The sequence below is a fragment of the Acinetobacter sp. 12966 genome (assembly GCF_031196995.1).
Lineage (GTDB): Bacteria > Pseudomonadota > Gammaproteobacteria > Pseudomonadales > Moraxellaceae > Acinetobacter > Acinetobacter geminorum.
Map to the genome: position 1 here is coordinate 169,830 of NZ_JAVIMC010000089.1, position 23,749 is coordinate 193,578.

General features: G+C 37.9%; 21 protein-coding genes. 11 read left to right on the forward strand and 10 right to left on the reverse strand.

The genetic code is table 11. The features are described from left to right. Positions 1 to 5: 5 nt before the first annotated feature. Positions 6 to 797 carry a hypothetical protein gene (locus RFW85_RS13330; protein WP_069123836.1) on the reverse strand — a complete coding sequence of 264 codons (792 nt, stop codon included), beginning with the start codon at positions 795 to 797 and terminating at the stop codon, positions 6 to 8. 179 nt (positions 798 to 976) lie between these two features. On the opposite strand from RFW85_RS13330, the gene uvrB reads away from it, so the two are divergent. The 8 genes from uvrB (at position 977) to proB (ending at position 10,522) form a co-directional block, all read left to right on the forward strand. Beyond that, positions 977 to 2,998, forward strand: coding sequence for an excinuclease ABC subunit UvrB (gene uvrB, locus RFW85_RS13335; RefSeq protein ID WP_170249577.1), 2,022 nt, complete (start codon positions 977 to 979; stop codon positions 2,996 to 2,998). Between the two features lie 93 nt (positions 2,999 to 3,091). Then, positions 3,092 to 3,679, forward strand: coding sequence for a lipocalin family protein (locus tag RFW85_RS13340; protein WP_086265436.1), 588 nt, complete (start codon positions 3,092 to 3,094; stop codon positions 3,677 to 3,679). Between the two features lie 110 nt (positions 3,680 to 3,789). Further along, positions 3,790 to 4,737: an EamA family transporter RarD gene (gene rarD, locus RFW85_RS13345; protein ID WP_086265435.1), complete on the forward strand. Its 948-nt coding sequence runs from the start codon at positions 3,790 to 3,792 to the stop codon at positions 4,735 to 4,737. 216 nt (positions 4,738 to 4,953) lie between these two features. Further along, entirely contained in the window at positions 4,954 to 6,411 is a 1,458-nt protein-coding gene (locus RFW85_RS13350; RefSeq protein WP_086265434.1) for a glyceraldehyde-3-phosphate dehydrogenase, read from the forward strand. Positions 6,412 to 6,561: 150 nt separating this feature from the next. After that, positions 6,562 to 7,287 (forward strand): MFS transporter, encoded by a 726-nt coding sequence (locus RFW85_RS13355; protein WP_216076592.1) that lies wholly within the window; start codon positions 6,562 to 6,564, stop codon positions 7,285 to 7,287. 11 nt (positions 7,288 to 7,298) lie between these two features. Continuing rightward, positions 7,299 to 7,973, forward strand: a complete 675-nt coding sequence (locus RFW85_RS13360) for a hypothetical protein (RefSeq protein WP_213034433.1) — start codon at positions 7,299 to 7,301, stop codon at positions 7,971 to 7,973. A 179-nt stretch (positions 7,974 to 8,152) separates the two neighbouring features. After that, positions 8,153 to 9,373, forward strand: coding sequence for an Obg family GTPase CgtA (gene cgtA / locus RFW85_RS13365; RefSeq protein ID WP_016140310.1), 1,221 nt, complete (start codon positions 8,153 to 8,155; stop codon positions 9,371 to 9,373). Between the two features lie 15 nt (positions 9,374 to 9,388). Next, positions 9,389 to 10,522, forward strand: a complete 1,134-nt coding sequence (proB, locus tag RFW85_RS13370; RefSeq protein WP_002118789.1) for a glutamate 5-kinase — start codon at positions 9,389 to 9,391, stop codon at positions 10,520 to 10,522. Between the two features lie 26 nt (positions 10,523 to 10,548). On the opposite strand, the gene RFW85_RS13375 is transcribed toward proB, so the two are convergent. Further along, positions 10,549 to 11,205 carry an HAD-IB family hydrolase gene (locus RFW85_RS13375; RefSeq protein WP_170249484.1) on the reverse strand — a complete coding sequence of 219 codons (657 nt, stop codon included), beginning with the start codon at positions 11,203 to 11,205 and terminating at the stop codon, positions 10,549 to 10,551. Continuing rightward, positions 11,172 to 12,380: a DUF1615 family protein gene (locus tag RFW85_RS13380; protein WP_216076584.1), complete on the reverse strand. Its 1,209-nt coding sequence runs from the start codon at positions 12,378 to 12,380 to the stop codon at positions 11,172 to 11,174. The genes RFW85_RS13375 and RFW85_RS13380 overlap by 34 nt, the downstream gene beginning before the upstream one ends. Positions 12,381 to 12,463: 83 nt before the next feature. Here RFW85_RS13380 and dusB point away from each other — a divergent pair, with 83 nt between their 5' ends. Further along, entirely contained in the window at positions 12,464 to 13,489 is a 1,026-nt protein-coding gene (dusB, locus tag RFW85_RS13385; RefSeq protein ID WP_046811698.1) for a tRNA dihydrouridine synthase DusB, read from the forward strand. 37 nt (positions 13,490 to 13,526) lie between these two features. Here the strand turns inward: dusB and RFW85_RS13390 are convergent, their stop codons facing one another. Together RFW85_RS13390 and RFW85_RS13395 are read right to left on the reverse strand one after the other, a co-directional pair. Then, the gene (locus RFW85_RS13390) at positions 13,527 to 14,573 is read right to left on the reverse strand and encodes a nitronate monooxygenase (protein ID WP_309171598.1); all 1,047 of its coding nucleotides are present in this window, start codon (positions 14,571 to 14,573) and stop codon (positions 13,527 to 13,529) included. Between the two features lie 117 nt (positions 14,574 to 14,690). Then, positions 14,691 to 15,392, reverse strand: a complete 702-nt coding sequence (locus tag RFW85_RS13395; RefSeq protein WP_309171599.1) for a VIT family protein — start codon at positions 15,390 to 15,392, stop codon at positions 14,691 to 14,693. A 271-nt stretch (positions 15,393 to 15,663) separates the two neighbouring features. Between RFW85_RS13395 and RFW85_RS13400 the strand changes: the two genes are divergently transcribed. Both RFW85_RS13400 and wecB read left to right on the forward strand, forming a co-directional pair. Then, complete coding sequence (locus RFW85_RS13400) at positions 15,664 to 16,881, forward strand: hypothetical protein (protein WP_309171600.1); 1,218 nt, start codon at positions 15,664 to 15,666, stop codon at positions 16,879 to 16,881. 1 nt (position 16,882) lies between these two features. Then, positions 16,883 to 18,025: a non-hydrolyzing UDP-N-acetylglucosamine 2-epimerase gene (gene wecB / locus RFW85_RS13405; protein WP_309171601.1), complete on the forward strand. Its 1,143-nt coding sequence runs from the start codon at positions 16,883 to 16,885 to the stop codon at positions 18,023 to 18,025. Here the strand turns inward: wecB and RFW85_RS13410 are convergent. From RFW85_RS13410 to RFW85_RS13430, 5 genes are read right to left on the reverse strand one after another with little or no spacing between them, the layout of a single operon-like run. Further along, positions 18,010 to 18,930 carry a hypothetical protein gene (locus tag RFW85_RS13410; RefSeq protein ID WP_170249481.1) on the reverse strand — a complete coding sequence of 307 codons (921 nt, stop codon included), beginning with the start codon at positions 18,928 to 18,930 and terminating at the stop codon, positions 18,010 to 18,012. The two genes, wecB and RFW85_RS13410, sit on opposite strands and share 16 nt — an antisense overlap. Beyond that, complete coding sequence (locus RFW85_RS13415) at positions 18,908 to 20,752, reverse strand: hypothetical protein (RefSeq protein WP_309171602.1); 1,845 nt, start codon at positions 20,750 to 20,752, stop codon at positions 18,908 to 18,910. Before RFW85_RS13415 ends, RFW85_RS13410 begins: the two co-directional genes overlap by 23 nt. Continuing rightward, complete coding sequence (locus RFW85_RS13420) at positions 20,749 to 22,002, reverse strand: glycosyltransferase (protein ID WP_309171603.1); 1,254 nt, start codon at positions 22,000 to 22,002, stop codon at positions 20,749 to 20,751. Before RFW85_RS13420 ends, RFW85_RS13415 begins: the two co-directional genes overlap by 4 nt. Continuing rightward, a complete protein-coding gene (locus RFW85_RS13425; RefSeq protein WP_309171604.1) occupies positions 21,989 to 22,885 on the reverse strand; it encodes a hypothetical protein in 897 nt (298 codons plus the stop codon). The genes RFW85_RS13420 and RFW85_RS13425 overlap by 14 nt, the downstream gene beginning before the upstream one ends. After that, positions 22,885 to 23,628: a hypothetical protein gene (locus tag RFW85_RS13430; protein ID WP_309171605.1), complete on the reverse strand. Its 744-nt coding sequence runs from the start codon at positions 23,626 to 23,628 to the stop codon at positions 22,885 to 22,887. The genes RFW85_RS13425 and RFW85_RS13430 overlap by 1 nt, the downstream gene beginning before the upstream one ends. Between the last annotated feature and the right edge of the window lie 121 nt (positions 23,629 to 23,749).

A 23,749-nucleotide genomic window follows, 5' to 3' on the forward strand; every position in this document is an offset into this window, starting at 1 on the left:
AAAACTTAACGATTAATAGGGTGATCAATATTTTTTTCACCACGCCATAATTTGATAAAATCTTGCTCATCAAAATCATAAAGCTCCATCAGTGCAACAACAGCACTTACAAAAATCATGGCACCTTCAGAGTTTCCATGAAGATTGAAAATTTTACCGTTCAGCTTCCCTAAAATATCACTAAGCTCATGATCACGGCCTCGTCCATAACGATCTCGTGGATATAACTCTTCATTTAAAACAATAAGTGCTATCGCTTTTTCAGCATCTGATAAATCAGTTTTATCTAAAGCTTCTTCAAAAGATTCACTGCCATGATTAAAGTAAAAAATAACTTCATCATTAATGAAACTTTGTACCATCTTTTGAGTCAAAGTCGGAAATTGAGATACCGCATTATCTTCCACGTAGGGTTTAAATGATTCCGGAAAAATAACGTTGTGATGAATCCCTCTAAAAAGAGGAGCGATTTCGGAAACTTTATAACCAGCAATGCCACAACCTAATGCCGTGACAAAATATTTCATTTTAGGATGATTTTTTGCATAAATTTTGAAGTCTTCAACATAATGCTCAATTTGTGAAAGAGGCATTTGTTGAATATGTTCATTTAAAGTTGGAATTGCAAAGCTTTGGCCTGCCCAGCCACGACCTACACCTTCAACTGCTCCGAAGTGCTGACTTGCAACACGTGCTGCACCACTACTGTGTTGTCCAGCAAGATTACTTCCAAATACAAAAACTGTATCTTCGGGAAGTTCAGTTACAATACTTTCATCATGATATTGATAGGTCATGGTTATACTTTTTGTTTAATGGTTAGCTTCATGTTGCAACCGATTAGGGTATTGGTCAAGTGTTAAGATGCTTAATCTTTTACATTGAATTTCCAGCTCAATTTAGACTTTAAATTAAGAGAAAAATCCCCATTAAAAGGGGAGACGTTAAATTCAATTTTTCATAAAGAGAGATAACTTTGAACGAAAATCAACCTTTTGATTTGGTCACTCATTATCAGCCAGCAGGTGATCAGCCACAGGCCATTGAAAAGCTGGTAAATGGTATCGAGCATGGTTTTCGTAATCAGTTATTACTTGGTGTAACTGGCTCGGGTAAAACCTATACCATGGCAAATGTGATTGCTCAAACACAGCGACCTACAATTGTGATGGCCCATAACAAAACTTTGGCTGCCCAGCTTTATGGCGAATTTAAAGCGTTCTTCCCTAATAATGCGGTTGAGTATTTCGTAAGTTATTATGATTACTATCAACCCGAGGCTTACGTTCCATCCTCAGATACTTTTATCGAAAAAGATGCAGCCATTAACGATCACATTGACCAGATGCGGCTATCGGCAACACGCGCTTTATTAGAGCGTCGTGATGCAATTATTGTGGCATCGGTTTCTGCAATATATGGTTTGGGTGATCCAAATGCTTATATGCAAATGTTACTGCATGTGGTTGAGGGCGACCGCGTAAGTCGTGATGAAATTATCCGCCGTTTGGTTGAAATGCAATATACGCGTAATGAACTTGAGTTCTTACGTGGTACATATCGAATTCGCGGCGAAATTATTGATATTTTCCCTGCCGAATCTGATCAACACGCGATTCGTATTGAACTATTTGATGACGAGGTCGATTCGATCCGTTGGTTTGACTCGCTAACGGGTAAAATGGTCCGTAAAGTTCCACGTGTTACGATTTATCCAAAAAGCCACTATGTAACGCCGAAAGATCATCTGACTCGTGCCATTGATACGATTAAAGATGAATTACAAGATCAACTTAAGTTCTTCCGTGAACATGACAAATTGCTGGAAGCCCAGCGTATTGAGCAGCGTACCCGTTATGATTTAGAGATGATGCAACAGTTGGGTTATACCAATGGTATCGAAAACTACTCACGTCATTTATCGGGTCGTCCAGCTGGTGAAGCACCTCCAACTTTATTTGATTATGTACCTGAAGATGCGTTGTTAATTATTGATGAATCACACGTTACTGTTCCTCAAATTGGGGCGATGTATAAAGGTGACCGATCACGTAAAGAAAATTTAGTGAATTACGGGTTCCGTTTACCAAGCGCACTTGATAATCGACCAATGAAATTTGAAGAGTGGGAGCGCATTGTACCGACGACCATTTTTGTCAGTGCGACGCCAGCAAAATATGAGTTAGATAAGTCTGACCAAGTGGTTGAACAGGTGGTACGCCCAACAGGACTAATTGATCCTGAAATTGAAGTTCGCCCTGTATTAACTCAAGTTGATGATGTTCTTTCTGAAATTAATATTCGTAAGAACCTAAATGAACGTGTGTTGGTGACTACTTTAACAAAGCGTATGGCAGAAGATCTGACCTCTTACTTAAAAGAATATGGGGTTAAAGTCGCTTATTTACACTCGGATATTGATACGGTTGAACGTGTCAAAATTATTCATGAGTTACGTACAGGTGTGTTCGACGTTTTAGTCGGTATTAACTTGCTGCGTGAAGGTCTCGATATGCCAGAAGTTTCTTTAGTTGCTATTTTGGATGCAGATAAAGAAGGTTTTTTACGTTCGGAACGTTCACTTATTCAAACGATTGGCCGTGCTGCGCGTAACGTAAAAGGTAAAGCAATTTTATATGCTGACCGAATTACTGATTCTATGCAAAAAGCAATAGATGAGACTGAGCGCCGTAGAGCGAAACAAATCGAGTTCAACGAGTTACATGGTATTACGCCACGTAGTGCCGTTCGTCAGGTCATCAAAGAAATTGATTCAGGTGAAGTGCTTTCAGATGATGAAATTGATGAGAAAGTACTTGAACAAGCACAAGCTTTGAGTGCCGATGAAAGACATATTCTCTCAGATCCAAAATTGTTTAGTAAGCATATTACTAAGCTTGAAAAAGAGATGTTGAAAGCCTCGAAAGATTTACAGTTTGAACAAGCAGCACGGATACGTGATGAAATCATTCGACTGAAAGCGCAAATGTTGCAATAAACGCATACATAACGCTACATAATGTGTTTAAAAAACAAGCTACTGTAGATATTTGAGTTCTTTTGTATTCACAACTAATCGTTGAGGGCAACAATGGCGTTTCGAAATAATGTTCCGCAAGCCAGTTGGCGTTTAGCTAAAATTGCTTTGGGCGGTGTCGTTTTGGCTGGTTTGGCTGTTGGAACCTACGTCTATGCCCAGCCAAAACCTTTACAAACTGTCTATAAAGTTGAACTGGACCGGTATTTAGGTGTTTGGTATGAAGTCGCTCGTAAGCCTACATTTTTTCAAAAAAAGTGTGCTTATAACGTATCTGCAACTTACACCTTAAACGAAAATGGAAATGTAGTGGTAGATAATCGCTGCTACGACAATAGAAAACAATTACAGCAATCTATCGGGGAGGCCTTTGTGGTTAACCCGCCATATAACAGCAAATTGAAGGTAAGTTTTTTACCTGAAGCTGTAAGGTGGATTCCGGTAATTCGTGGGGATTACTGGATTTTAAAGTTAGATGAAGACTATCAGACTGTTTTGGTTGGGGAGCCTTCACGTAAATATCTGTGGGTGCTATCAAGAGACCCTCATCCAGAGCAAGAAGTAGTGGATGAATATTTAAATTATGCAAAAACATTAGGTTTTGATATCCGAGATGTTATCCGTACAGAACATAAAGAATAGTGGTATATGTTTGATTAAGAAGAAACCATGTTTTTACATGGTTTTTTCTTTTTTATGGTGGATAAATCAAGTATTGTAGTGAGTTGCTTTTACTAAAGTCTAAGAGGTTAATGATGTTTAAGGGCGTGATCTTGTCTGTCATGGCATCATTCACTTTTGGTGTACTTTATTTTTATACTCAATTATTAAGCCAACTCGATAGTGAGCAAACTTTTGGATGGCGAATTATTGCAACACTGCCGTTTCTTACTTTGTTTATGTGGTGGAGTGGTGATTTAGCCTATATCAAGAATATCTATCAACGTATTTTGGCTAAACCTTCTTTACTATTGCTATTAATCACAACTTCTATTTTAACCTCAGTACAACTTTGGCTTTTTTTGTGGGGGCCGATGCATGGACGTGGGTTACAAGTCTCTTTGGGATATTTCCTATTACCGCTGGTTCTTGTCTTAGCTGGAAGTGTTTTGTATGGCGAAAAAATATCAAAATTTCAATGGGTAGCAATTATTCTTGCAGTCATTGGCGTTAGCCATGAGATATGGCGTTTAGGAAGTATTGCTTGGGAAACTGCATTGGTAGCAGTTGGATATTCTGCCTACTTTTTATTACGTAAGAAAATTAAAACAGATAATTTAGGGGGCTTTTGGTGGGATCTGGTCATTATTATGCCCGTTGCAATTTATTTAACTCATACAGGTTTGCTGCCATACAGTAAATTTATAGACCAACCGAGTCTTTCTTTGATCATAATTGGGCTTGGAATTTTAAGTGCGATTGGTTTGGGAAGTTATATTCTGGCAAGCCGCTTTCTACCTTTAGTTGTATTTGGACTTTTAGGATATTTGGAGCCTGTATTACTTGCTTTAGCTTCTTTAGTTTTAGGAGAGAGTATTGGTCAAGAAGAATGGTTCACTTATATTCCGATTTGGTGTGCTGTTTTTGTACTCGTTTTAGAAGGGGCGCTTCATCTTTATCAACAACGGCAAAAAGCCCAAAATCTACAACTTAATATCAAAAAATATCAAAAAAGATTAAAAAATGATGAGTTCGAGTAGGTCATTAGAATCTAAAAAGTAAGAAAAAGCAAAAATTTAGCTGTTTTAAACAATAAGATAATAAAAAATAATTATAGGTATTTTATGAATTTATGATGAATTTTAGGAAAATCTAGCCACTAACGTCAGCTTTTGATTCATTCTTGCCAATAATTCCATTACAATTACGGGGTTTTAAAAATCACGCCTAGATATAATTAATTAGAGGACGTATCTGTGAGCAAAGACACTATCATCGCCCTGCACGCTGAACACCAAGGCCGTTGGAAAAACCGTGAAGAAATCGCGGAACGTATGATTGCATTAATCGGTCAATTATACCGTGAAAAAAATATTGTCGTATCTGTTTACGGTCGCTCTTTAATTAACCGTTCTGTTATCCAAATTTTGAAAACTCACCGTCGTACACGTGTTGTAGACGTTGAGCTTTCTGTTGTAAATACTTTCCCAATTTTAGAAGCTTTAGCAAAAGTTGAAAATATTGGTTCTGCAGAAGTTGATATCGGTAAACTTGCTGTTGAATATAAAGAAAAAGGCGGGGATGTTGATGCTTTTGTTGCTCAATCAGTTGAGTCAATCAAAGGTAGCGCAACTTCTGAACAACCTAAAGATGTAGTTCTTTACGGTTTTGGTCGTATTGGTCGTATCTTGGCTCGTTTAATCATTAGCCAATCAGGTTTAGGTCGTGGTTTAAGCCTTAAAGCAATCGTTGTACGTAAGTCTTCTGACGGTGACTTAGCAAAACGTGCTTCTTTACTTCGTCGTGACTCTATTCACGGTACTTTCGCTGGTACAATTTCTGTTGATGAAGAAAACGAAGCAATCATTGCTAATGGTAACTTCATTAAAGTGATTTATGCCTCTAGCCCAAGTGAAGTTGACTATACTGAATATGGTATTGAAAATGCACTTTTAATCGACAACACTGGTAAATGGCGTGATGCTGAAGGTCTAAGCCAACACTTGAAATGCCCAGGCGTTGCACGTGTTGTATTGACTGCACCAAGTAAAGGTGAAATGAAAAACGTTGTATTTGGCGTAAATAACTCAGATATCTTAGATGAAGACAAAATCATCTCTGCTGCAAGTTGTACAACAAATGCAATCACTCCAATTCTTAAAGTATTGGATGACAAATATAAAGTTCTTAATGGTCATGTTGAAACTGTGCACTCATTTACAAATGACCAGAACTTAATCGATAACTATCATAAAGCAGATCGTCGTGGCCGTGCTGCTACTTTGAACATGGTAATTACAGAGACTGGTGCAGCTAAAGCAGTTGCTAAAGCATTACCTGCATTGAAAGGTAAATTAACTGGTAACTCTGTACGTGTTCCTACACCAAACGTATCTCTTGCGATCTTGAACTTAACACTTGATAAAGAAGTTGATCGTGAAGAAGTGAACGAATACATTCGTCAAATTTCGATTAACTCTAACCTTCAAGGTCAAATTGGTTATACCAACTCAACTGAAGTTGTATCGAGTGACTTTATCGGTTCTCGTACAGCAGGTGTATACGATGCTCAAGCAACGATTACTTCTGGTAACCGTTTAACTGCTTACGTTTGGTACGATAATGAAGTTGGTTATAGCTGTCAGGTATTACGTATCGCTGAACAAATGTGCGGCGTAAGCTACAAAAAAATTCCAGCAGAATTGAATGCTTAAGATCATTTAACGATCTATAAAAATATTTTCACAAAAAGACCCAGTTTAGACTGGGTTTTTTTACAACCGTACAAAATATATGCTGACTATTTTTTGTAAATAAATGAGAATACAAATTAAGGAAAAAAAGAAAATAGTAAGGGATAGGAATTGTCGCAGTTTAAACGTTTGTTGGTCGTTTTTATATTCATCATTATTGCCAATTTATGTGGTGTACTCATTGCAATATGGGTATTTAAGCACTTTAATATTTATATTCCACTAAAAAATCAGGCAGTTGCTATTGATTTGCAAGAGCCTCTACAAGTTAAGGTTAAAGTACAAGATGCTTTAAATGTGGATGTAAAAGGGCGCGTAAATGCCAGTATTCCAATTGATGAAAAACTAAATATTCCATTAACACAAACATTAACTCCGCGTGTTTATTTCGATAATATGGTGCCGATTAGTACTACTATTCCTGTCAAAGAAACATTAAAAGTCGAGCAAAATCTAGCAATTGATACCAAGGTTCAGGTACGTGTTTTGGGGCGTGATATTACATTGCCATTGAAAGGAACAATTCCATTAAAACTTGATGTGCCAATTGATATTAATGTTCCGCTTGAACAAAAGGTTCATTTAAAATTTGATGCACCAGTACGTACAGTATTAAAAGAAAATTTACATATTCCTTTAAAAGCAAGATTGGACACGAATATCCCAATAGAAGGGAATTTAAATGTACCTGTTAAAACAGCGTTAAATGCTTCGGTTGATGTGAAAAATACTTTGCCTGTTAAGATTGCAAATGGTGAGTTAAAGATTCCTCTGTCCACTATGCGATTAAATCGAGTATTGGGTTCAGAAACATCACAAAAGACAGCTGATCAATAGGGTGGATGCTAATGTTTCGTTCACTCAAGAGTATGTTAATCAGTTTCTTTTTAATGATGATACTGGCCGCTATTATGTTTTGGGTGTATCTCAATATTCAAGCAAATTTAGTCGTTTCGGCTCATAATGCCGATATTAGTTTACCTGACTCTTTAGAAACAAAAATTCAAGTTGGTAATACTTTGCAGGTTCAGTCTATTGGTAAACTTGATACAACTTTAGATATAGATCGCCAATTAACTTTACCTCTAAAAGGAAAATATCTGGCAGATTTAAATTTTGCAGTAGAAACACCTATTACAGTAAATGTCGATTATTCAACGACTCTAAAAATTGATCAGGTTATGCCTTTAGAAACCACCACAGATTTGGTTTATCAAAATAAGTTTTTACCAAAATTTCCCCTTAAATTAGATATTCCTATTAAATTGGATGTGCCTTTTAATTTAAAACGTAGTTATACCGTTCCCGTTAAAATTGTTTTTGATGGTCCTGTTTATTTTGAATTCGATGAACCTGTAAATTTATCGGTGAAACATCAGTTTAAACCAAGCCTAAACGTAAATGATCCTATGGAAATGGGGAATGTCTCGTCATTTAATGCCATCATGTATAATTCTGTGCCAAAAACAAAAGCAAATCTTGATATGCAAATGACCTTACCTCTGCGCAATGTTCATCCTTGATAATTAAATAAATTGGCTAAATTTTATTTTTTATAAGGATCCTATTTGCAAAACTAAAAGCATCTGCTGGATTAAAGATAAAACAGATCGTTATAAATGGAATTGTTCCATTTTCTATTCGAGAATTTTATGAAAATATGGCAGAATAGGCGGTTTTAGAGTTTTTAGAGGATTGGCAGATGCGCTTTGTTGATGAAGCAGTCATTACCGTAGAGGCTGGCGACGGTGGCAATGGCGTAGCCAGTTTTCGCCGTGAAAAATTTGTACCATTTGGTGGCCCAGATGGTGGTGATGGCGGACGTGGTGGAAGTATCTATATTCAAGCTGATGACGATACAAGTACGCTAGTCGATTACCGTTACACACGTAAATTCCGTGCTGAGCGTGGAAAAAACGGTGCAGGTGCTAACTGTACTGGACGTGGTGGTGAAGATGTGGTTTTAAAAGTACCCGTTGGTACAACAATTGTTGATACAGATTCAGGCGATATTATTGGCGATTTGGTTGAAGACGGCCAAAGAATTCTGGTTGCTGGTGGTGGTGAAGGTGGTTTAGGTAACACTCACTTTAAATCATCAACTAACCGAGCACCACGTAAATGTACGACTGGTACAAAAGGTGAGTTTCGCGAAATTCGTCTTGAATTAAAAGTATTGGCAGATGTTGGTTTGCTGGGTATGCCAAATGCCGGTAAATCTACTTTCATTCGTGCTGTAAGTGCTGCAAAACCAAAAGTGGCAGATTATCCATTTACAACCATGGTTCCAAACTTGGGTGTAGTCGATGCTGACCGCCATCGTTCATTTGTAATGGCCGATATTCCTGGGTTAATCGAGGGTGCAGCAGAAGGTGCAGGTTTAGGGATTCGTTTCCTTAAACATTTGGCACGTACTCGTATTCTTTTACACATTATTGATGTACAACCAATTGATGGTTCAGATCCAGCGCATAATGCAAAAGCGATTATGAATGAGTTGGTTAAGTTTTCACCAACTTTGGCGAAACTACCAGTTGTTTTAGTACTCAATAAACTTGATCAGATTGCTGAAGAAAGCCGTGAAGAGTGGTGTCAGCACATTCTAGACGAACTAGAGTGGACTGGACCTGTCTTTAAGACATCGGGCTTATTAAGCGAAGGTACAAAAGAAGTTGTGTATTACCTGATGGATCAGATTGAACAACAACGTGAACGCGAAGTTGAAGATCCTGAATACGCAGCAGAAGTAAGAGCTTTCCGTGAACAACTAGAAGTTGAAACACGTGAACAAACCATTGCGGCAAAAGAAGCATATCGTGCAATGCGTCGAGCACAACGTCTCGAAAGCATGATGGACGATGATGATGATTTTGACGATGATGAAGACGACAATGATGTAGAAGTCATCTACGTTCGTGACTAGAAAACCGAGGGAAACATGATAGAAGTGGTCGATGGGCAACGTCAGCTCAGTGAGTGTAAACGAATCGTTGTTAAAATCGGATCATCTTTACTTACAGCTAATGGGCAAGGTTTAGATCTAGATGCTATTTCGCATTGGGCGAAACAGATTGCAGATCTGCACAATGCTGGACACGAGATTATTTTAGTGTCATCAGGAGCTGTAGCAGAAGGTATGGTTCGTATGAAGCTTGCGAGTCGACCCACCGATCTACCCAGTCTACAAGCCTGTGCTGCAATTGGGCAGATGGGCTTAATTCATACTTGGTCTAGTGTGCTTGAAAACCACGGTATTCGTACTGCTCAGGTTTTATTGACTCATGATGATTTGGCAGATCGCCGTCGTTATCTGAACTCTTGTGATGCTTTGCAAAACTTGATTGATTGGCGTGTGATTCCTGTCATTAATGAAAATGACACGGTGTCTACCGATGAGATCCGTTTTGGTGATAATGATACTTTAGCTGCGATGGTGGCAGGTCAGGTTCATGCCGAATTACTGATCATTTTAACCGATCAGCAAGGTATGTTTGACTCAGATCCGCGTCATAATCCTGATGCTAAATTACTCTCTACCGTTCGTGCTATGGATGATGATTTATTCGATATGGCCGGCGGCGGTGGTGTACTCGGGCGAGGTGGGATGGTCACTAAAGTTCGTGCTGCACGTTTAGCTGCTAAATCGGGCTGTCCAACCCTCATCGCGAGTGGCGAAAGTGATAATGTCCTGTCACGTGCGATGGCAGGTGAGATGCTAGGCACTTTGTTTACTACAGATAAAGACCGCATGACTGCTCATCAACAGTGGCTTGCTGCTCATTTACAAACAGCGGGTCGTCTTGTGATTGATGATGGTGCTGTTGAAGCGATTAAATTGAAGCATCGCAGTTTACTCCCTGTCGGAGTTAAAAATGTTGAAGGACATTTTGATCGTGGTGATGTGGTTGAATGTGTCGATAAACAAGGTAAACGTATTGCGGTAGGTCGAGTGAACTTTAGCTCACGATCAGCCGAAATTATTAAAGGCTTAGCCTCAGATAAGGTTTATCAAGTGTTAGGTGAAGCTCGTTCACTTGAAATGATTCACCGTGATCATATGGCAATTTATTAAGTTGTGTTCAAATAAAAAAGCTCGCTTTATGCGAGCTTTTTTTCTGGTGTTAAACGAGGTAAAACACGGTCTTCACCTACCATATATGGATGTGTGGCAAGACTGAGCATATCGAGGTCTTCTGAACTATTACCATAAGCATAAATCTGGTGGTAATGCTGTAGCGTATATTGCTGATGTATTCTCAACTTCTTTTGTTCACTACTACAATCTGGAGTGGAGTAGTAACCAGTCATCATACCGTTTCTAATTTGAGTTTCGGTACAAATCAACTCGATATCTAGTAACTTGCAAAGTGGAACAAGATAGACATCAATTGAAGCCGAAACTAATACGACCTGATCACCACGTAATTGATGGTGTTGTAACTGAGTAAAGATTTCTGGCGAAAGCGCAGAGACTAATTCTTGTGCGTATTCTTCACCTAATCTTTGCAATTCAATTGCAGGGGTATCTTTAAACATGCTACGGAATAACTTGGCACGCATAGCATGGGCTGGATAAAAGTTAAGATAGTAGGCTTGAATCCATGGTAGAATTTTTAAGCCTTGCTTAACAATGTGGCGCTTAGATAAAGCATAAAAGATGAACCCTGTAAAACTATCTTTACTACACAAGGTTCCATCAAAATCGAACAGGGCGAGACTTTTTATAGTCTTATTCTTTTCGCTCGTTGCATACATGTTTCATATCGTCCGTTTACGCGGGTTGCGTACCAATTAGTATTATAATCACGACTTAATTTAGGCCCAGAAATCACTACTTGAGGCATAATTGCATAGAGTGGCTCTTTGCTAGTTTTGGATTTATAAAGTTTAGTCAGCGCAATATAAGTTTGAGTACTCTCAAACTTTTTCTCTTTTTCTAATTTAAGATCATTACGAATTTGTCTTGGTGTAACTAAGATATTATTTTTTGCAAATACCGTAATCAGCTCTTTTTCTGACTCGCTTTGAGTTGCGCGCGGATCACCATCTTTTGTATAAAGAAGGAGATCGCCATCAAGGCTTATATCTTTATCAGTAAGTTCTCGTAGCATTTTTTGAAAAGCTGCATTACGGCTAGAGTACATACCAGAGTTATAATCCGCAAAACGATAAATAGCTTTATCATAGTCTGCCGGATAAACCATTAAACGATGTATGCCGTAATATAAACCACCATATTCAGTATAGAGATCATCGCGAAGCGCAGCAGTACTCATACTCGAACGCTTGTTTGCTTTTGCATAATTAATATGAACTTGCATTGAGCCCAAAGTCGTAATAGGGTTCATTTTCTCGCCAATATCTTGACCAACCAATTTGGCTGCGCCAGTTAAGGCACTCACATGATAATGTTTAGCCATGAAGTCGAAAATTTCTCGGTAAAGTAAGTCGAGTTCTTTCTCGGTTTTAACTTTACGCATTTGACTCATATAGTTGTTATCAGGAGAGGGCTGAGTTCTTAGAACTTCTTCAAAATAACCAGCAATTGTTCCACCAACAGTTTTGCCAAGTTTATCTTCAAATTTTTCATTTAAACGTGTACTCACTTCCTCAACAGCCTTTTGTCCTAATCCAGACACCTGAGGGTTGGCAACAAAGTTAGATTCTTGATCGACAACGGCAATAATACTGCAGACATTTTTTTTATTTTTTTGAATATCTAACCCTCTCATGATGTCATCGATATCATTTGCCCATGACTCACGGTCATGCACACGCGATGGAATTAGACGTTTAATCTGTTGGCTTTCTAGTTCAGGCTCATCATCGTTTGACCACCAAGCTTTATCACCACAAGCAGCTAAACTCATGCATACGGCAGCCATGCCGAATGATTTTAATAAAAAACGGGAAGACAACGGTTTGTTCATGGCGAGGAAAGCACCTGCATAAAAAGATGAGCCGATTAAGCGGATGAAGTATACTATGTTGATCATCAATTGTATGAATATATATGTATATTGGTCCCTATCAACTGTCAAATAATTTAATTGTTGCTCCTATGGCTGGAGTTACTGACCGTCCATTTAGAACACTCTGCAAGTATTTTGGCGCAGGCCATGCAGTCAGTGAAATGATGACTGCTGATAAAACTTTGCGGATGAGCAAAAAGAGCCTCTATCGTGCAAATTTTGACGGCGAACTCGCTCCAATCTCTGCTCAAATTGCAGGTTCTGATCCTGAGCAATTAGCAGAGGCTGCACGTTATCAAGTAGCAAATGGCGCACAAATTGTTGATATCAATATGGGATGTCCTGCCAAGAAAGTATGTAACAAACTAGCTGGTTCAGCATTATTACAAGATGAAGACTTGGTGGCGCGAATACTTGATGCAGTTGTCGCTGCTGTTGATGTTCCCGTGACTTTGAAAACCCGTTTGGGATTTTTAAATGGTCAGGAAAATATTTTAAGAGTAGCAAAAAGGGCAGAAGAAGCGGGGATTGCCGCACTAGCTTTACATGGCCGTACTCGCGAAGACATGTATTTAAATACAGCACGTTATGATTTGATCAAACATGTTAAAGAATTAATCAATATTCCACTGATTGCAAACGGTGATATTGATAGTCCTGAAAAAGCAAAATATGTACTCGACTATACAGGGGCAGATGCAATTATGATTGGTCGCGCTGCTCAAGGTCGACCATGGATTTTTCGTGAAATTGCTCATTATTTAAAAACTGGTGAACACTTAGCTGCACCTAATATTGAAGAGGTGAAACAGGTACTACTAGGCCATTTATCAGAACTTTATCAATTTTATGGTGAATACTCTGGCTGCCGTATTGCCCGTAAACATATTGCTTGGTACACCAAAGGATTACGTTCGAGTAATGAATTCCGCCAAAAGATGTATAAAGTTGAAAGTACTGCTGAACAGGCAATAGTAGTCGAAAATTATTTTAATCAGCTATTGGCTGAAGGAAATTTGATGAGTGATGTTCAGGTTGAGCAGGTTAACTTATTAGAAACTCATTAAATAAAAAGCCAGTATCTGATTACTGGCTTTTTTAGATTTACTCATCTTCTAGCATTTCTACGACTAACTGGTTAACCAGATCAGCAGCATCTAGCTCTCGTATTTGCGAGACATTACTACCTGCCCAAAAAGCACCGAAGCCATAGTCTTTATTCTTGCTTGCAATGGCATTTAATTGCTTAGCTAAATCATATGCATATGGATATTCGGGTTGAGGAGGGCGATTTGGTAAATCAATTTGTGTGTGCCAATGGTTGAGCAGGCCACGGGCTGGACGTCCAGAAAGACTTGCGCTGATTTGTGTCACAGGCTCATTAAATAAAGCTTTACGATATTCGGCTGATGCATTTGATGTAGGGCATTGAACAAATGCTGTTCCAAGTTGAACAGCGGTAGCTCCTAAGCTCAACATATGTCGTGCTTGTGCGCCATTCATAATACCGCCAGCGGCTACCACAGGTGGTTTGCAATGCTTGATAATAAGGTGTACTAAATCACTCGTTTTAATTGCTGCATCAAAGGTTTTATTAAAGATTCCACGATGTCCACCAGCCTCAATACCTTGAGCAATAATAATATCTATACCAGCCGCTTCAATGGCTTGTGCTTCAACTAAATTAGTAGCAGAAACCATCGTGATAATTCCTGCATCTTTTAATGCCTGAATTTGATGGGGATGGGGAATCCCAAAATGAAAACTGACCGCTTTAGGTTTGGTTTCTAAGACGACATTTAGAAAATCATCGTTATCAAGAAAACTTGGATAAATACAGTTTAAGTTTTGAGGAGGCTGTTCTCCGAACTTTTCAAATTGTGGGCGTAAATATTCAATCCATTGTGTTGAGGTTTGAGGGTTAAGTTGTTCGGGTTGATGGCAGAAAAAATTAACCTGAAATGATTTTTCTGTAAGGATTTGGGTTTTTAAAATCTGTTCTCTAGCACTTTGCGCCGTATTTGCACCTAGACCTAAAGACCCAAGGCCATCCTGATTAGAAACTTCTGCTGCAAGTTCAGGTGTAGACACACCTGCCATAGGGGCAAGAAAAATCGGATGTTTAATTTCAAGTTGTTGTAACAGGCTCATTTTATTCACCTCATTTCTTTCTCTTCACCATAACGTGAAATCAGAAGTAAGAGCAAATAATATTGGGCATTTAGTTTTTAAATATTTAGTTCTTAAATATTTATAAGTTCTAATTTTTTAAAGTGGAGTAACATGAAATAAAGAGCCGATCCAGCTTGAAAAAGCCATCGCTAAAATTCCCCATAAGGTAATGCGCAAACTTCCTTTAAGTTTAGATGTACCTGCAAAATGACTTGATAGCGCTCCTAAAAAAGCTAATGAAATAATGCCAAATATTAAGACTGTTTTTTTGATCCATATATCTGGACTGAGTAAGATAGCCAGCATAGGAAACAATGCCCCAAATGAGAATGAGCCAGCTGAAGCTAATGCGGCTTGAATAGGATTTGCTGCGGTATTTTCATGAATACCAATTTCATCACGCGCGTGAGCTCCTAATGCATCATGATTTGTAAGTTGAGTAGCAACTTGTCGAGCTAAATCAGGTGTTAAGCCTCTGGTTATATAAATTTGGGTGAGTTCATCTAATTCGCGCTGCGGATACTTTTTGAGTTCTTGTGCTTCAAACTTTAAGTCTGCTTTTTCAATATCTTCTTGCGATTTTACGGAAATATACTCTCCGGCAGCCATAGAAGTTGCACCAGAAATTAAACCAGCAATACAGGCAATAAGTAGAGTATGGGCCGAGGCCCCACTTGCTGCCATTCCCATGATTAGACTAGTAACAGAAATAATCCCATCATTAGCCCCTAAAACGGCCGCTCTTAACCAACCTGAGCGGTGAATAAAATGATGTTCTGGATGTTGAGAAAAGGACATATTTTTCCCTACTTGTAGTTATAAATTTTTATCTTATCCTATAAGATTATTTACAATAATACGATTAAAAAATGTGTCATTATAGGAAAAACAATCAGATAAGAACTTTTCAAGAACATAATATAAAAGGAGATGAAATGAACAAATTAAAGAACTCATATATTTATATAAACAGTGTCATTTATGAGTTTAACTATAATAAATATTTGTTAAATAAACTTTAACTTTATTACTAGACAAGCATTCTATCTATTTTACTGTAGAGGTCTCAATGAATAGCAAAACAATAAAATCTATAACCCGTTCCTTTATCGTTATTGGTTCGATCTGTCCAGCTTTAGGCCTGTTAAGTATTGAGACTACATTTGCCCAAGAAATTGTTAATCAAGAATACAAACCTGGAAACCCAATTTATGATAAATGGGATCAATTTTATAAAATTGAGAAGACTCAACCTGAAAATGCCGAGAAATTATTATTAGAACTTGGAGAGATGACACCACAAGATATTAAAGTCTGGAAAAGTTTAACTTACTTACAGATTCGGTTAGGGAAACAAGATGCTGCTTTACAAAGTCTAAGAAAAGCAGAGGCGTTAGATCCAGCAGATGACACTTTAAAACTCCAAGAAGCCTATCTGCTTAATTCTCAAAAAAATAACAAAGAGGCTTTGGTAGTTTTTAGGGAGCTTACACAATCTAAAGATGCTGATATTGCCGCTAAAGCGACACAAGCTGTAAAAAATCTAAGTGGAGGAGAGGTCAAAACTTATTTTCGAGATGTGTATTTTGCGCCTTCATATGAATCACGTTACGACGATGTAATTTTCCCACTTAAAGCTCGTTATGGTAAGAACCTCGATAATGGTCGAGCACAGGTGTATGGCTTTTTAAATCTAAACCGCGATACCCAATCTCAAGGTGGTGTACGACCTGAAATTATTGATGAAAATGCACTAACTCTAGGTGTGGGCGCTAATTATCAACCTTGGACTTCTATACCTGTGCGCATGTATTTAGAAGTAGGGGGAAGCTATGATCTGATTGATCGAAATAGAGATAAATTTCGTGAAAGTGTTGTCGGTGGGGTGACGGGTTATCAAGAGTGGTATTCTCAAAATAATTGTAATCATTCACTTTGCTTTAATGATTACTTCACTGATTTATATGGTAATGCGGCAACTTATTCTAGAGAAGATTATAACGTTATTGGTGACTTGCGATTACGTACGGGTTTGAATGTCTATAAGGGGGAAACGGGCACTGTACAGGCTTATATGAAATTGCATGCCTTAGCTGACAGTAAAGATGAGTATTACAATAATTTATTTGAATATGGCCCAGGTATTTCATGGCAGCCTTTTAATTATCAACCTATAAAATTACGTGTAGAACGACTATATGGCAATTACTTTAAAGATGTGCCAGTAAATACAAAAGATCATTACAACAATACTCGAGTAGAACTCGTTTTTTATAAGGATTTTTAAAATGAAGAAAATTTTTATATCTATTGTATTTGGAACCCGTCCTGAATTAATCAAACTTGCCCCTGTTATTTTATTGGCAAAAAAAGATCCACGCTTTCAAGTTGAAGTCATTTTTACGGGGCAACATGATGAATTGGTCAGAGATGCGATAGATTTCTTTGGGGTTGAAATTGACCACCGCCTTAAAATTATGAATGCGGGACAAAGTTTAAATCAGCTCTTAATTCATGGTTTGAGCCAAATCGAGCAGGTATATACAGATGGTCAGAAAAGAGATGCAATTGTTATTCAGGGCGATACAACAACTGTTTTAGCAGCTGGCTTAGTCGCATTTTCAATGAAAGTTCCTGTTGCGCATGTTGAAGCTGGTTTACGTTCTTATGATTTAGATCATCCTTTTCCAGAAGAGGGAAATCGTCAGTTAGTTTCACGTATTACCAGATGGCATTTTGCTCCGACAGAACAATCAAAAAGAAACTTACTCAATGAACAAATTCAGCCAGAGCTCATTACAGTTACAGGCAATACCGTTGTTGATGCGGTATATCTAGGACGTAAATTAATTGCTGAAAAATCTGATTTGAAAAACCAGCTTGAACCTTATGGAATTCAATTAAAGCAGGATGACAAAGTTGTACTTATTACTGCCCATCGCCGTGAGAACTTTGGCGGTGGAATTCAAAATATTTGCAACGCGGTTGAGCACTTAGCCCAAGCCCATCCTGATTTACATTTTATTTGGCCAGTCCATTTAAACCCAGCAGTACATGATGTGGTGCATGATAAGTTTAGAGATCATTCCCAAATCCATCTTGTTAAACCATTAGACTACCCAAGTCTATTGGCAGTCATAGACCGATCTACTTTTATTTTGACAGATTCGGGTGGCTTGCAAGAAGAAAGCCCATCATTTAATAAGCCAGTTTTAATTTTGCGAGACACTACCGAGCGACCAGAAGTTGTTGAGGTGGGAGCAGGCGTTTTGGTGGGTACAAATCAACAAAAAATTATTGAAGAAGCTGAAAAGTTACTCATTGACCAACAGCACTATGAAAAAATGGCGCACGTAGAAAACCCATTTGGTGACGGGCAAGCAGCTCAACGTATTCTCGATCAAATTGCTAAATCTTATGAATTGGCATAATTAACAGTTAAAGGTTTATTCTCACTTACGGAGGTATTCTTACCACCATAAGTGAGGCGATACCACAAACTCACAATATTGACGCACCAGCGGCTCATGTAATGTGGCCCATCAAAAATATAAACAGTTTTGCCTTCATACGCTTTTAGCTGAGAAATAATTTCCCAAGGATACGCGGCTCTAAATTGCCCATTCTTTTTCACTCTAAAAGCTTCTAACACTATAATTACTTTGTCTTTTCCAAGTTTATGTTCAAGCTGGTCTAAAATATGTTTGGCTTGTTTAGGTGATCGAACCCCTACGCCTACGCCATCTTGGAAAAAAACTCCCGTATGGTCAGGCAGCCAGCTTTTAACCCATAAATCATAATGTTCGGGCTCAGTTTCGCCACTATAAATACTCACCCAGACTGGTGAGGGAAGCTTTGACAATACATGGCCTAAAGCACTGACTCGTAGCCAAGTTGGATCTGCCTCTACTGGAAAATAATAACCTTTAGGTATCGTTTTTTGTTCTTTTATAATTTGAGCAGATTTTTCACCTAACTCAATGACATTTGCCCGAGCTTTAGGTTCATTATATTCACCAGCTAAGCCTAATATGAGATTTTTAGCCCAAGGTTCTTGTTTAATCTTTTCTAAATTAATGGCTTTTTCCCATTGAGGAAAATTTGATTCTTTCCACCATGATTTAGATTCAACTACAGACCATTGAGGAACAAATGTATTAACCCCTAAATAGTGCCAATTTCCCTCTGGAGGAGTCGTATTATTGTCGGGCTGCCAGAAAATGCCTTCAATATTGGGGGCTTGACCTTGATGTTTGAAAAGCCCCGCATACACGATGACACTACATATAATTAAAATAATAAATGCAACTATTTTAATTGGTATCTGTTTTCTCATTATTTCGTCTTAACCAGTACCACAAGAAGATAATTATTATCATAATTGCAGAGATAATCACAACTAGTAAGAAGAAAGAAGACTGTTGGATTAAAGGGGCCTTTTGATTTCCGACAATGAGTTTTTGTAAAACATAAATATTCCCATTTTCTGAAACCAACATTTTTGTCACGTTGTTTGGAATCTTATGTTGGATCTTTTCCCAAAGATGCATGAAAGTTTGTGCGCCACCCTCTGAGTCGGTAATTACATCAAAGCGATTATTGTTATAACTGACAATAAATCCATTCTGCGCAGCAGGTGCATAGATAATATCCTGATGCATTAATACCTGTTGTTGATAAATATCTTTATTCACGCGAACATTTATGGATTGAGGCGCACTTGGTGAATAACGGACTAGGTTGAGAGGCATTGGTGCCGGTGTTAAAAGCATTTTTTTCGCGGTTTGTCCTAATACAATCGCGATATTTAATGCACCAGATTGATCATCAATCGCTATTGTAGGAGTCGTTGCTAAAGTCATTGAAATTGCAGCTACACCATTTTTAAGTTTGTGGGGTAGCTTTACAGTAGACTTGGCTGTATCAATCCAGAGTGAACCATGCGCGTTAGGTAAACATTGGGAATTGGCAATCACTGAGTTTTCAAGCTTTAGACTAAAATTTGTCGTATTAGAAATGGCTTTTGCAAAAATATTAAACTGACGGTTTACTGGATCGGAAGCCAGATCAGCCGTTTTCATACTTCCTGCAAGTCCACCCTCAATCCAAGCTGTAATATTGGAACCTTGTAATAAACCACTTTGAATACGAAGTGCAATTTGCCCTTGCAAGATATCGGTTGGTTGCCATACTGAAGGGAAGTCAAGGAATAAGTTTTTTTCAGCATGATTTAATCTGAAATCTTCAATTCCTAAATCAGCAAGTGTATTGATTTTTTTTAATTGAGCCCAAGCAGGATTAGATATCGTATTTGGAAAAATCGCAGTCCCTGTACTAAGTTGCTGTACATAAGATGGATTAATTAACCCGTTTATTGCGCTCGTTAAATCTTGTTGAGTGTGGTAAGTAATTGATAGAGTCGGCACACCTTCTGCAGGTTTCGCGATTTGTACTAATGCTCCGCCTTTTAATGGCGTAGGTGAGCGAATAATTTCGATGATAAAGTTTGTTTCAGGATTTAAATTAGTCTGTCCTGAATCGACCCATTCAACAGGCGTTATTGAAGTCCATGAACTTGCTAATCTAGCGAGCATAGAAGCTTCTATAATCTCTTTTCGGTTATATTTTAAAATGCCAACAAATGGGGTAGGCCGTCGAGCCTGTGGGTTAAATAAAGCATCTGGTAAGTACTTTAGCTGATAGTCTTTTCTAATCGGTGTGAAGTCGAGCTGGGAATTATTAAAGTACGTTAAATGATCAATATCTTCAGAGCAAAAAGAATCTTTAGTTTGATTTAGAGTGGTGGGTTTCGCATATTGTTGAATAATAAAATCTAAGCGATGGAAGCCACTTTGACTTGGTGGAATATCAAACTTCAGTAGTCCATTACCGTTTAAAGTGGTGTTATAGATGAGCTTATCATCATATTTTACGAGTAATGATGTATCATTCTCAGTAGCGTAGTTACTTGAAAATTGAACATTTTGCCATTGGGCACCTTTTCCAATATAGAAAAAATGTGACTCAACCGTATATTTAGTGGAGGTACTAATATCGTCTAGTTCCCATGTGTTTGCATAACTAGAAGCCACAAACATGAAGCTGGTGCTGGCAAGGAGTACTTGAACCATTTTGTAGAAATTAGAAGAGTATTTCATTTATTTTTCTCCTTGCTACGTTCCGTTTTGTACCATTGAAGGGAGTTGCCCTGTATTTTATTTTTAAGCATGTCATATGCGGCTTTAAATACAATAAATAGAAATATTTGTGAGTAACTTACATAAGATAAAACAGAGTAAAAATAGAGTTCTGGTTTGGCTCTTTCTAAAGATAGGGTAAACCACATTTGTGCAACGTACAGGCAAAATGAGAGGCCCCACAGTAATGTGAATGGACCAGGAACCGAGATTCCTGCGATACCTAATAACCCAAGGGTTAAGGTGATATGACTCCAAAATAACGCGGGTACGAAAAGTATGTAGCACATAATGTTATTCAGAATTTCAATTCCAATCGGAAAAGGCGTTCTTAACGCTACAGGTAAATATTTACGAGTCACATAAAAATTACCTTGAGTCCAACGTGAGCGCTGTTTAATAAATACACTCAAAGATGGTGGATCTTGCTGCCAACCAATTGCGTAGGGTACCCATTTAATTCTTTTTTGGCCGATAAAAATCCTAAAACTCATTTCAGTGTCATCGACCAATGACTTTTCATCAAAACCACCCAAGGTTTCTAATGCATCACGCCAAATGACATAGTTGGTACCCATCAATGTGGATAGTTCAAAACGTTGCCAACGTCCGCCTTGAAAAATCCATTGGAAAAAGATGAACTCAATGGCAATAAAGCGAGTCAAAATACTATCTTGCCAATTACGGGTTCTGACTTTGCCATTTACAGCTACTAATTTTTTATCGGCAAGTAAGGTTTGAGCTAATAACCTTACACAATCTGGTTCAGGTGTACTATCTGCATCATAGACAACAATCAGTTCACCCGTCGCATGCGGTAAGCCATTATTAAGTGTTCTAGATTTACCTTTGCCTCCCATTCCTTTGGGAACATTAACAATTTTTATGCACGGATAAATCTGTGCTAGTTTTTCGGCAATTTCTAGGGTGTTGTCTTTAGAACCATCATTGATGAGTAATACTTCATAAGATTCCGCAGGATAGTCCTGCTGAGCGATTGCATGTAAAGTATCTTCAATCACTACGCCTTCATTATAGGCAGGAATCAAAACACTCAAAACAGGCCATCTGTCTGGTATGGGAAGATTCTGTAACTCTTTTTCCGCCGTTTTTGAATATTTCCAAGCCTGATAACTTAACCACGCCCAAAATGCTTGTGGAATCCAAATCCCTAAAAAGCCAAATAAGAAGAGAATATCAATGGGAGCCATTTGATTTAACCCTCCTGATAATAGACGAGATGAGCAATAACAATAAAATCAACCCAACTACTAAGGAGATCCATGAAATATAGCTGCCAAACGTACCAAGAAGGTCTGGGTAGGTACTGGTTAAAATCAAATCGAGTGGAACTACGACTGTGCTTAAACCAATAAAAATGTATCCAATAAAACTAGTTTTTACATGTTCGGGCGTACTTATGTAATTGATATGATTAAATCGCCATGATATTCCGAGTTGAGGGTATCGAATATTTGTGGTTGGTAAATCAGCAGGCGGGTTAATAATAATTTTATAACCGGAAATATGACCATCAAAACTTTTAGCCGAATAAAAAAAATGCTGTTTTTGTCTAATCTCTCTAGAGGGTAGGGGGAGTATCGAAGGATTGAACTGAACAATATAGCTGCCCGCAGTTTGTGTAATTAGGTTTTCATCCCAACCTTTTGGAACAAAAGCAGCCATTGGACGTAATCCAATTGCGGTCGAAAATGTCGCTTTTGCTGCAAAATATTTAGGCTGTTCTGGTTTGAAAAGTGCAATGGGAATTGCACCTTGGGTGACAGCTTCTTTTAATAAGAAATAATGAGAAAAACTGAAAACTTCATCGGGCAATATAATACCGGGTTTTATTCCTTTATGAATCAGCTGTTGAAAACTATCTGAACTGATCTGGTCAATTGTAAAGACAGGCCACCATGTGTCTTTATAAGGGAAAAACATGGAAAGATCGTCTGTGCTTTGAACTTCTGTTTTAGTGTATTCCCTTTTAATTTCACAATGATAATATTGCCGATAAAACTGTTGTAACGTAGCATCGGGATATTGGCTAGAGGCAATAATAATTCCACAAATATTAAGAAGATTAGACATTAAGTCGTCTCCTCTTGAGGTGGAATCTGAATGATTTTATATTCTACTTCAAGCCTCAAAGTCATAATTTCTCTTAGCTTTTTAATAAAATCAGGTTCTTCATCCGTTTTTTGTTTGCGAATTACAATACTGTATATATTTTCAAGGTCATCATCAGCGAACTGGAAAATAATTTCTTGTGGATGATGCTGGCTCAAAATTTTAATCATTTCATTTTGAGTGGTTTTCCATACATCATCGCCTAACATTTCTTTAATTAAGCTTCGGTTGAGAATTCTAATTTCAAAGACTTCATAGTCTTGTATGTAATGATGATCAAGAAGCTTAAAGAAACTACGTTGAAAATACTTGAGTGCACTAAGCGGGAAAATATCACGGCGATAATTTCGATCATAACTCTGTATATCACGATATTTTTGAACGTTAATTTCAATATTGTGGCGTACAGCACTCAGGAAAAGTGGAATAAGGGGAATAATAAAAAGTAAAAGGAGCTGACGTTCGATATGTGTTTGGGCCCCTAGGTCGAGTAGAAAATATACTGCAACACCTACGAAAGCGATTAAACCAACAATTAAAGATGCACCAACTTGTAAAAAGGCTCCAGAAATTAAAAGAATAAGAATGAAGATCCAACTTCCTCTAAAACTGACAGGCAACCACTCATATGCCACCATTCCCATAAAGAGGTGAGCTGCGATAATCCATAAGACGAGTGTTCTTGCTGGGTTCTTTTGTTGCATGTGCGCTCTGGCTACCTTTTTTGTAATGTTAATTTTTATACTTTTTTAATGAACTGTGATGTTTTTTGAATTTATTGTTGTGTTTGTCCTTTTATAAATCCTGATATACGCTGAATTATCA

Bases quoted from the DNA above. Each gene is read 5' to 3' on its own strand.
- RFW85_RS13330 (WP_069123836.1), bottom strand. From the start codon at position 797: ATGACCTATCAATATCATGATGAAAGTATTGTAACTGAACTTCCCGAA.
- RFW85_RS13340 (WP_086265436.1), top strand. From the start codon at position 3,092: ATGGCGTTTCGAAATAATGTTCCGCAAGCCAGTTGGCGTTTAGCTAAA.
- rarD (WP_086265435.1), top strand. From the start codon at position 3,790: ATGATGTTTAAGGGCGTGATCTTGTCTGTCATGGCATCATTCACTTTT.
- RFW85_RS13360 (WP_213034433.1), top strand. From the start codon at position 7,299: ATGTTTCGTTCACTCAAGAGTATGTTAATCAGTTTCTTTTTAATGATG.
- cgtA (WP_016140310.1), top strand. From the start codon at position 8,153: ATGCGCTTTGTTGATGAAGCAGTCATTACCGTAGAGGCTGGCGACGGT.
- proB (WP_002118789.1), top strand. From the start codon at position 9,389: ATGATAGAAGTGGTCGATGGGCAACGTCAGCTCAGTGAGTGTAAACGA.
- RFW85_RS13375 (WP_170249484.1), bottom strand. From the start codon at position 11,205: ATGTATGCAACGAGCGAAAAGAATAAGACTATAAAAAGTCTCGCCCTG.
- RFW85_RS13380 (WP_216076584.1), bottom strand. From the start codon at position 12,380: ATGAACAAACCGTTGTCTTCCCGTTTTTTATTAAAATCATTCGGCATG.
- dusB (WP_046811698.1), top strand. From the start codon at position 12,464: ATGTATATTGGTCCCTATCAACTGTCAAATAATTTAATTGTTGCTCCT.
- RFW85_RS13390 (WP_309171598.1), bottom strand. From the start codon at position 14,573: ATGAGCCTGTTACAACAACTTGAAATTAAACATCCGATTTTTCTTGCC.
- RFW85_RS13395 (WP_309171599.1), bottom strand. From the start codon at position 15,392: ATGTCCTTTTCTCAACATCCAGAACATCATTTTATTCACCGCTCAGGT.
- RFW85_RS13400 (WP_309171600.1), top strand. From the start codon at position 15,664: ATGAATAGCAAAACAATAAAATCTATAACCCGTTCCTTTATCGTTATT.
- wecB (WP_309171601.1), top strand. From the start codon at position 16,883: ATGAAGAAAATTTTTATATCTATTGTATTTGGAACCCGTCCTGAATTA.
- RFW85_RS13410 (WP_170249481.1), bottom strand. From the start codon at position 18,930: ATGAGAAAACAGATACCAATTAAAATAGTTGCATTTATTATTTTAATT.
- RFW85_RS13415 (WP_309171602.1), bottom strand. From the start codon at position 20,752: ATGAAATACTCTTCTAATTTCTACAAAATGGTTCAAGTACTCCTTGCC.
- RFW85_RS13420 (WP_309171603.1), bottom strand. From the start codon at position 22,002: ATGGCTCCCATTGATATTCTCTTCTTATTTGGCTTTTTAGGGATTTGG.
- RFW85_RS13425 (WP_309171604.1), bottom strand. From the start codon at position 22,885: ATGTCTAATCTTCTTAATATTTGTGGAATTATTATTGCCTCTAGCCAA.
- RFW85_RS13430 (WP_309171605.1), bottom strand. From the start codon at position 23,628: ATGCAACAAAAGAACCCAGCAAGAACACTCGTCTTATGGATTATCGCA.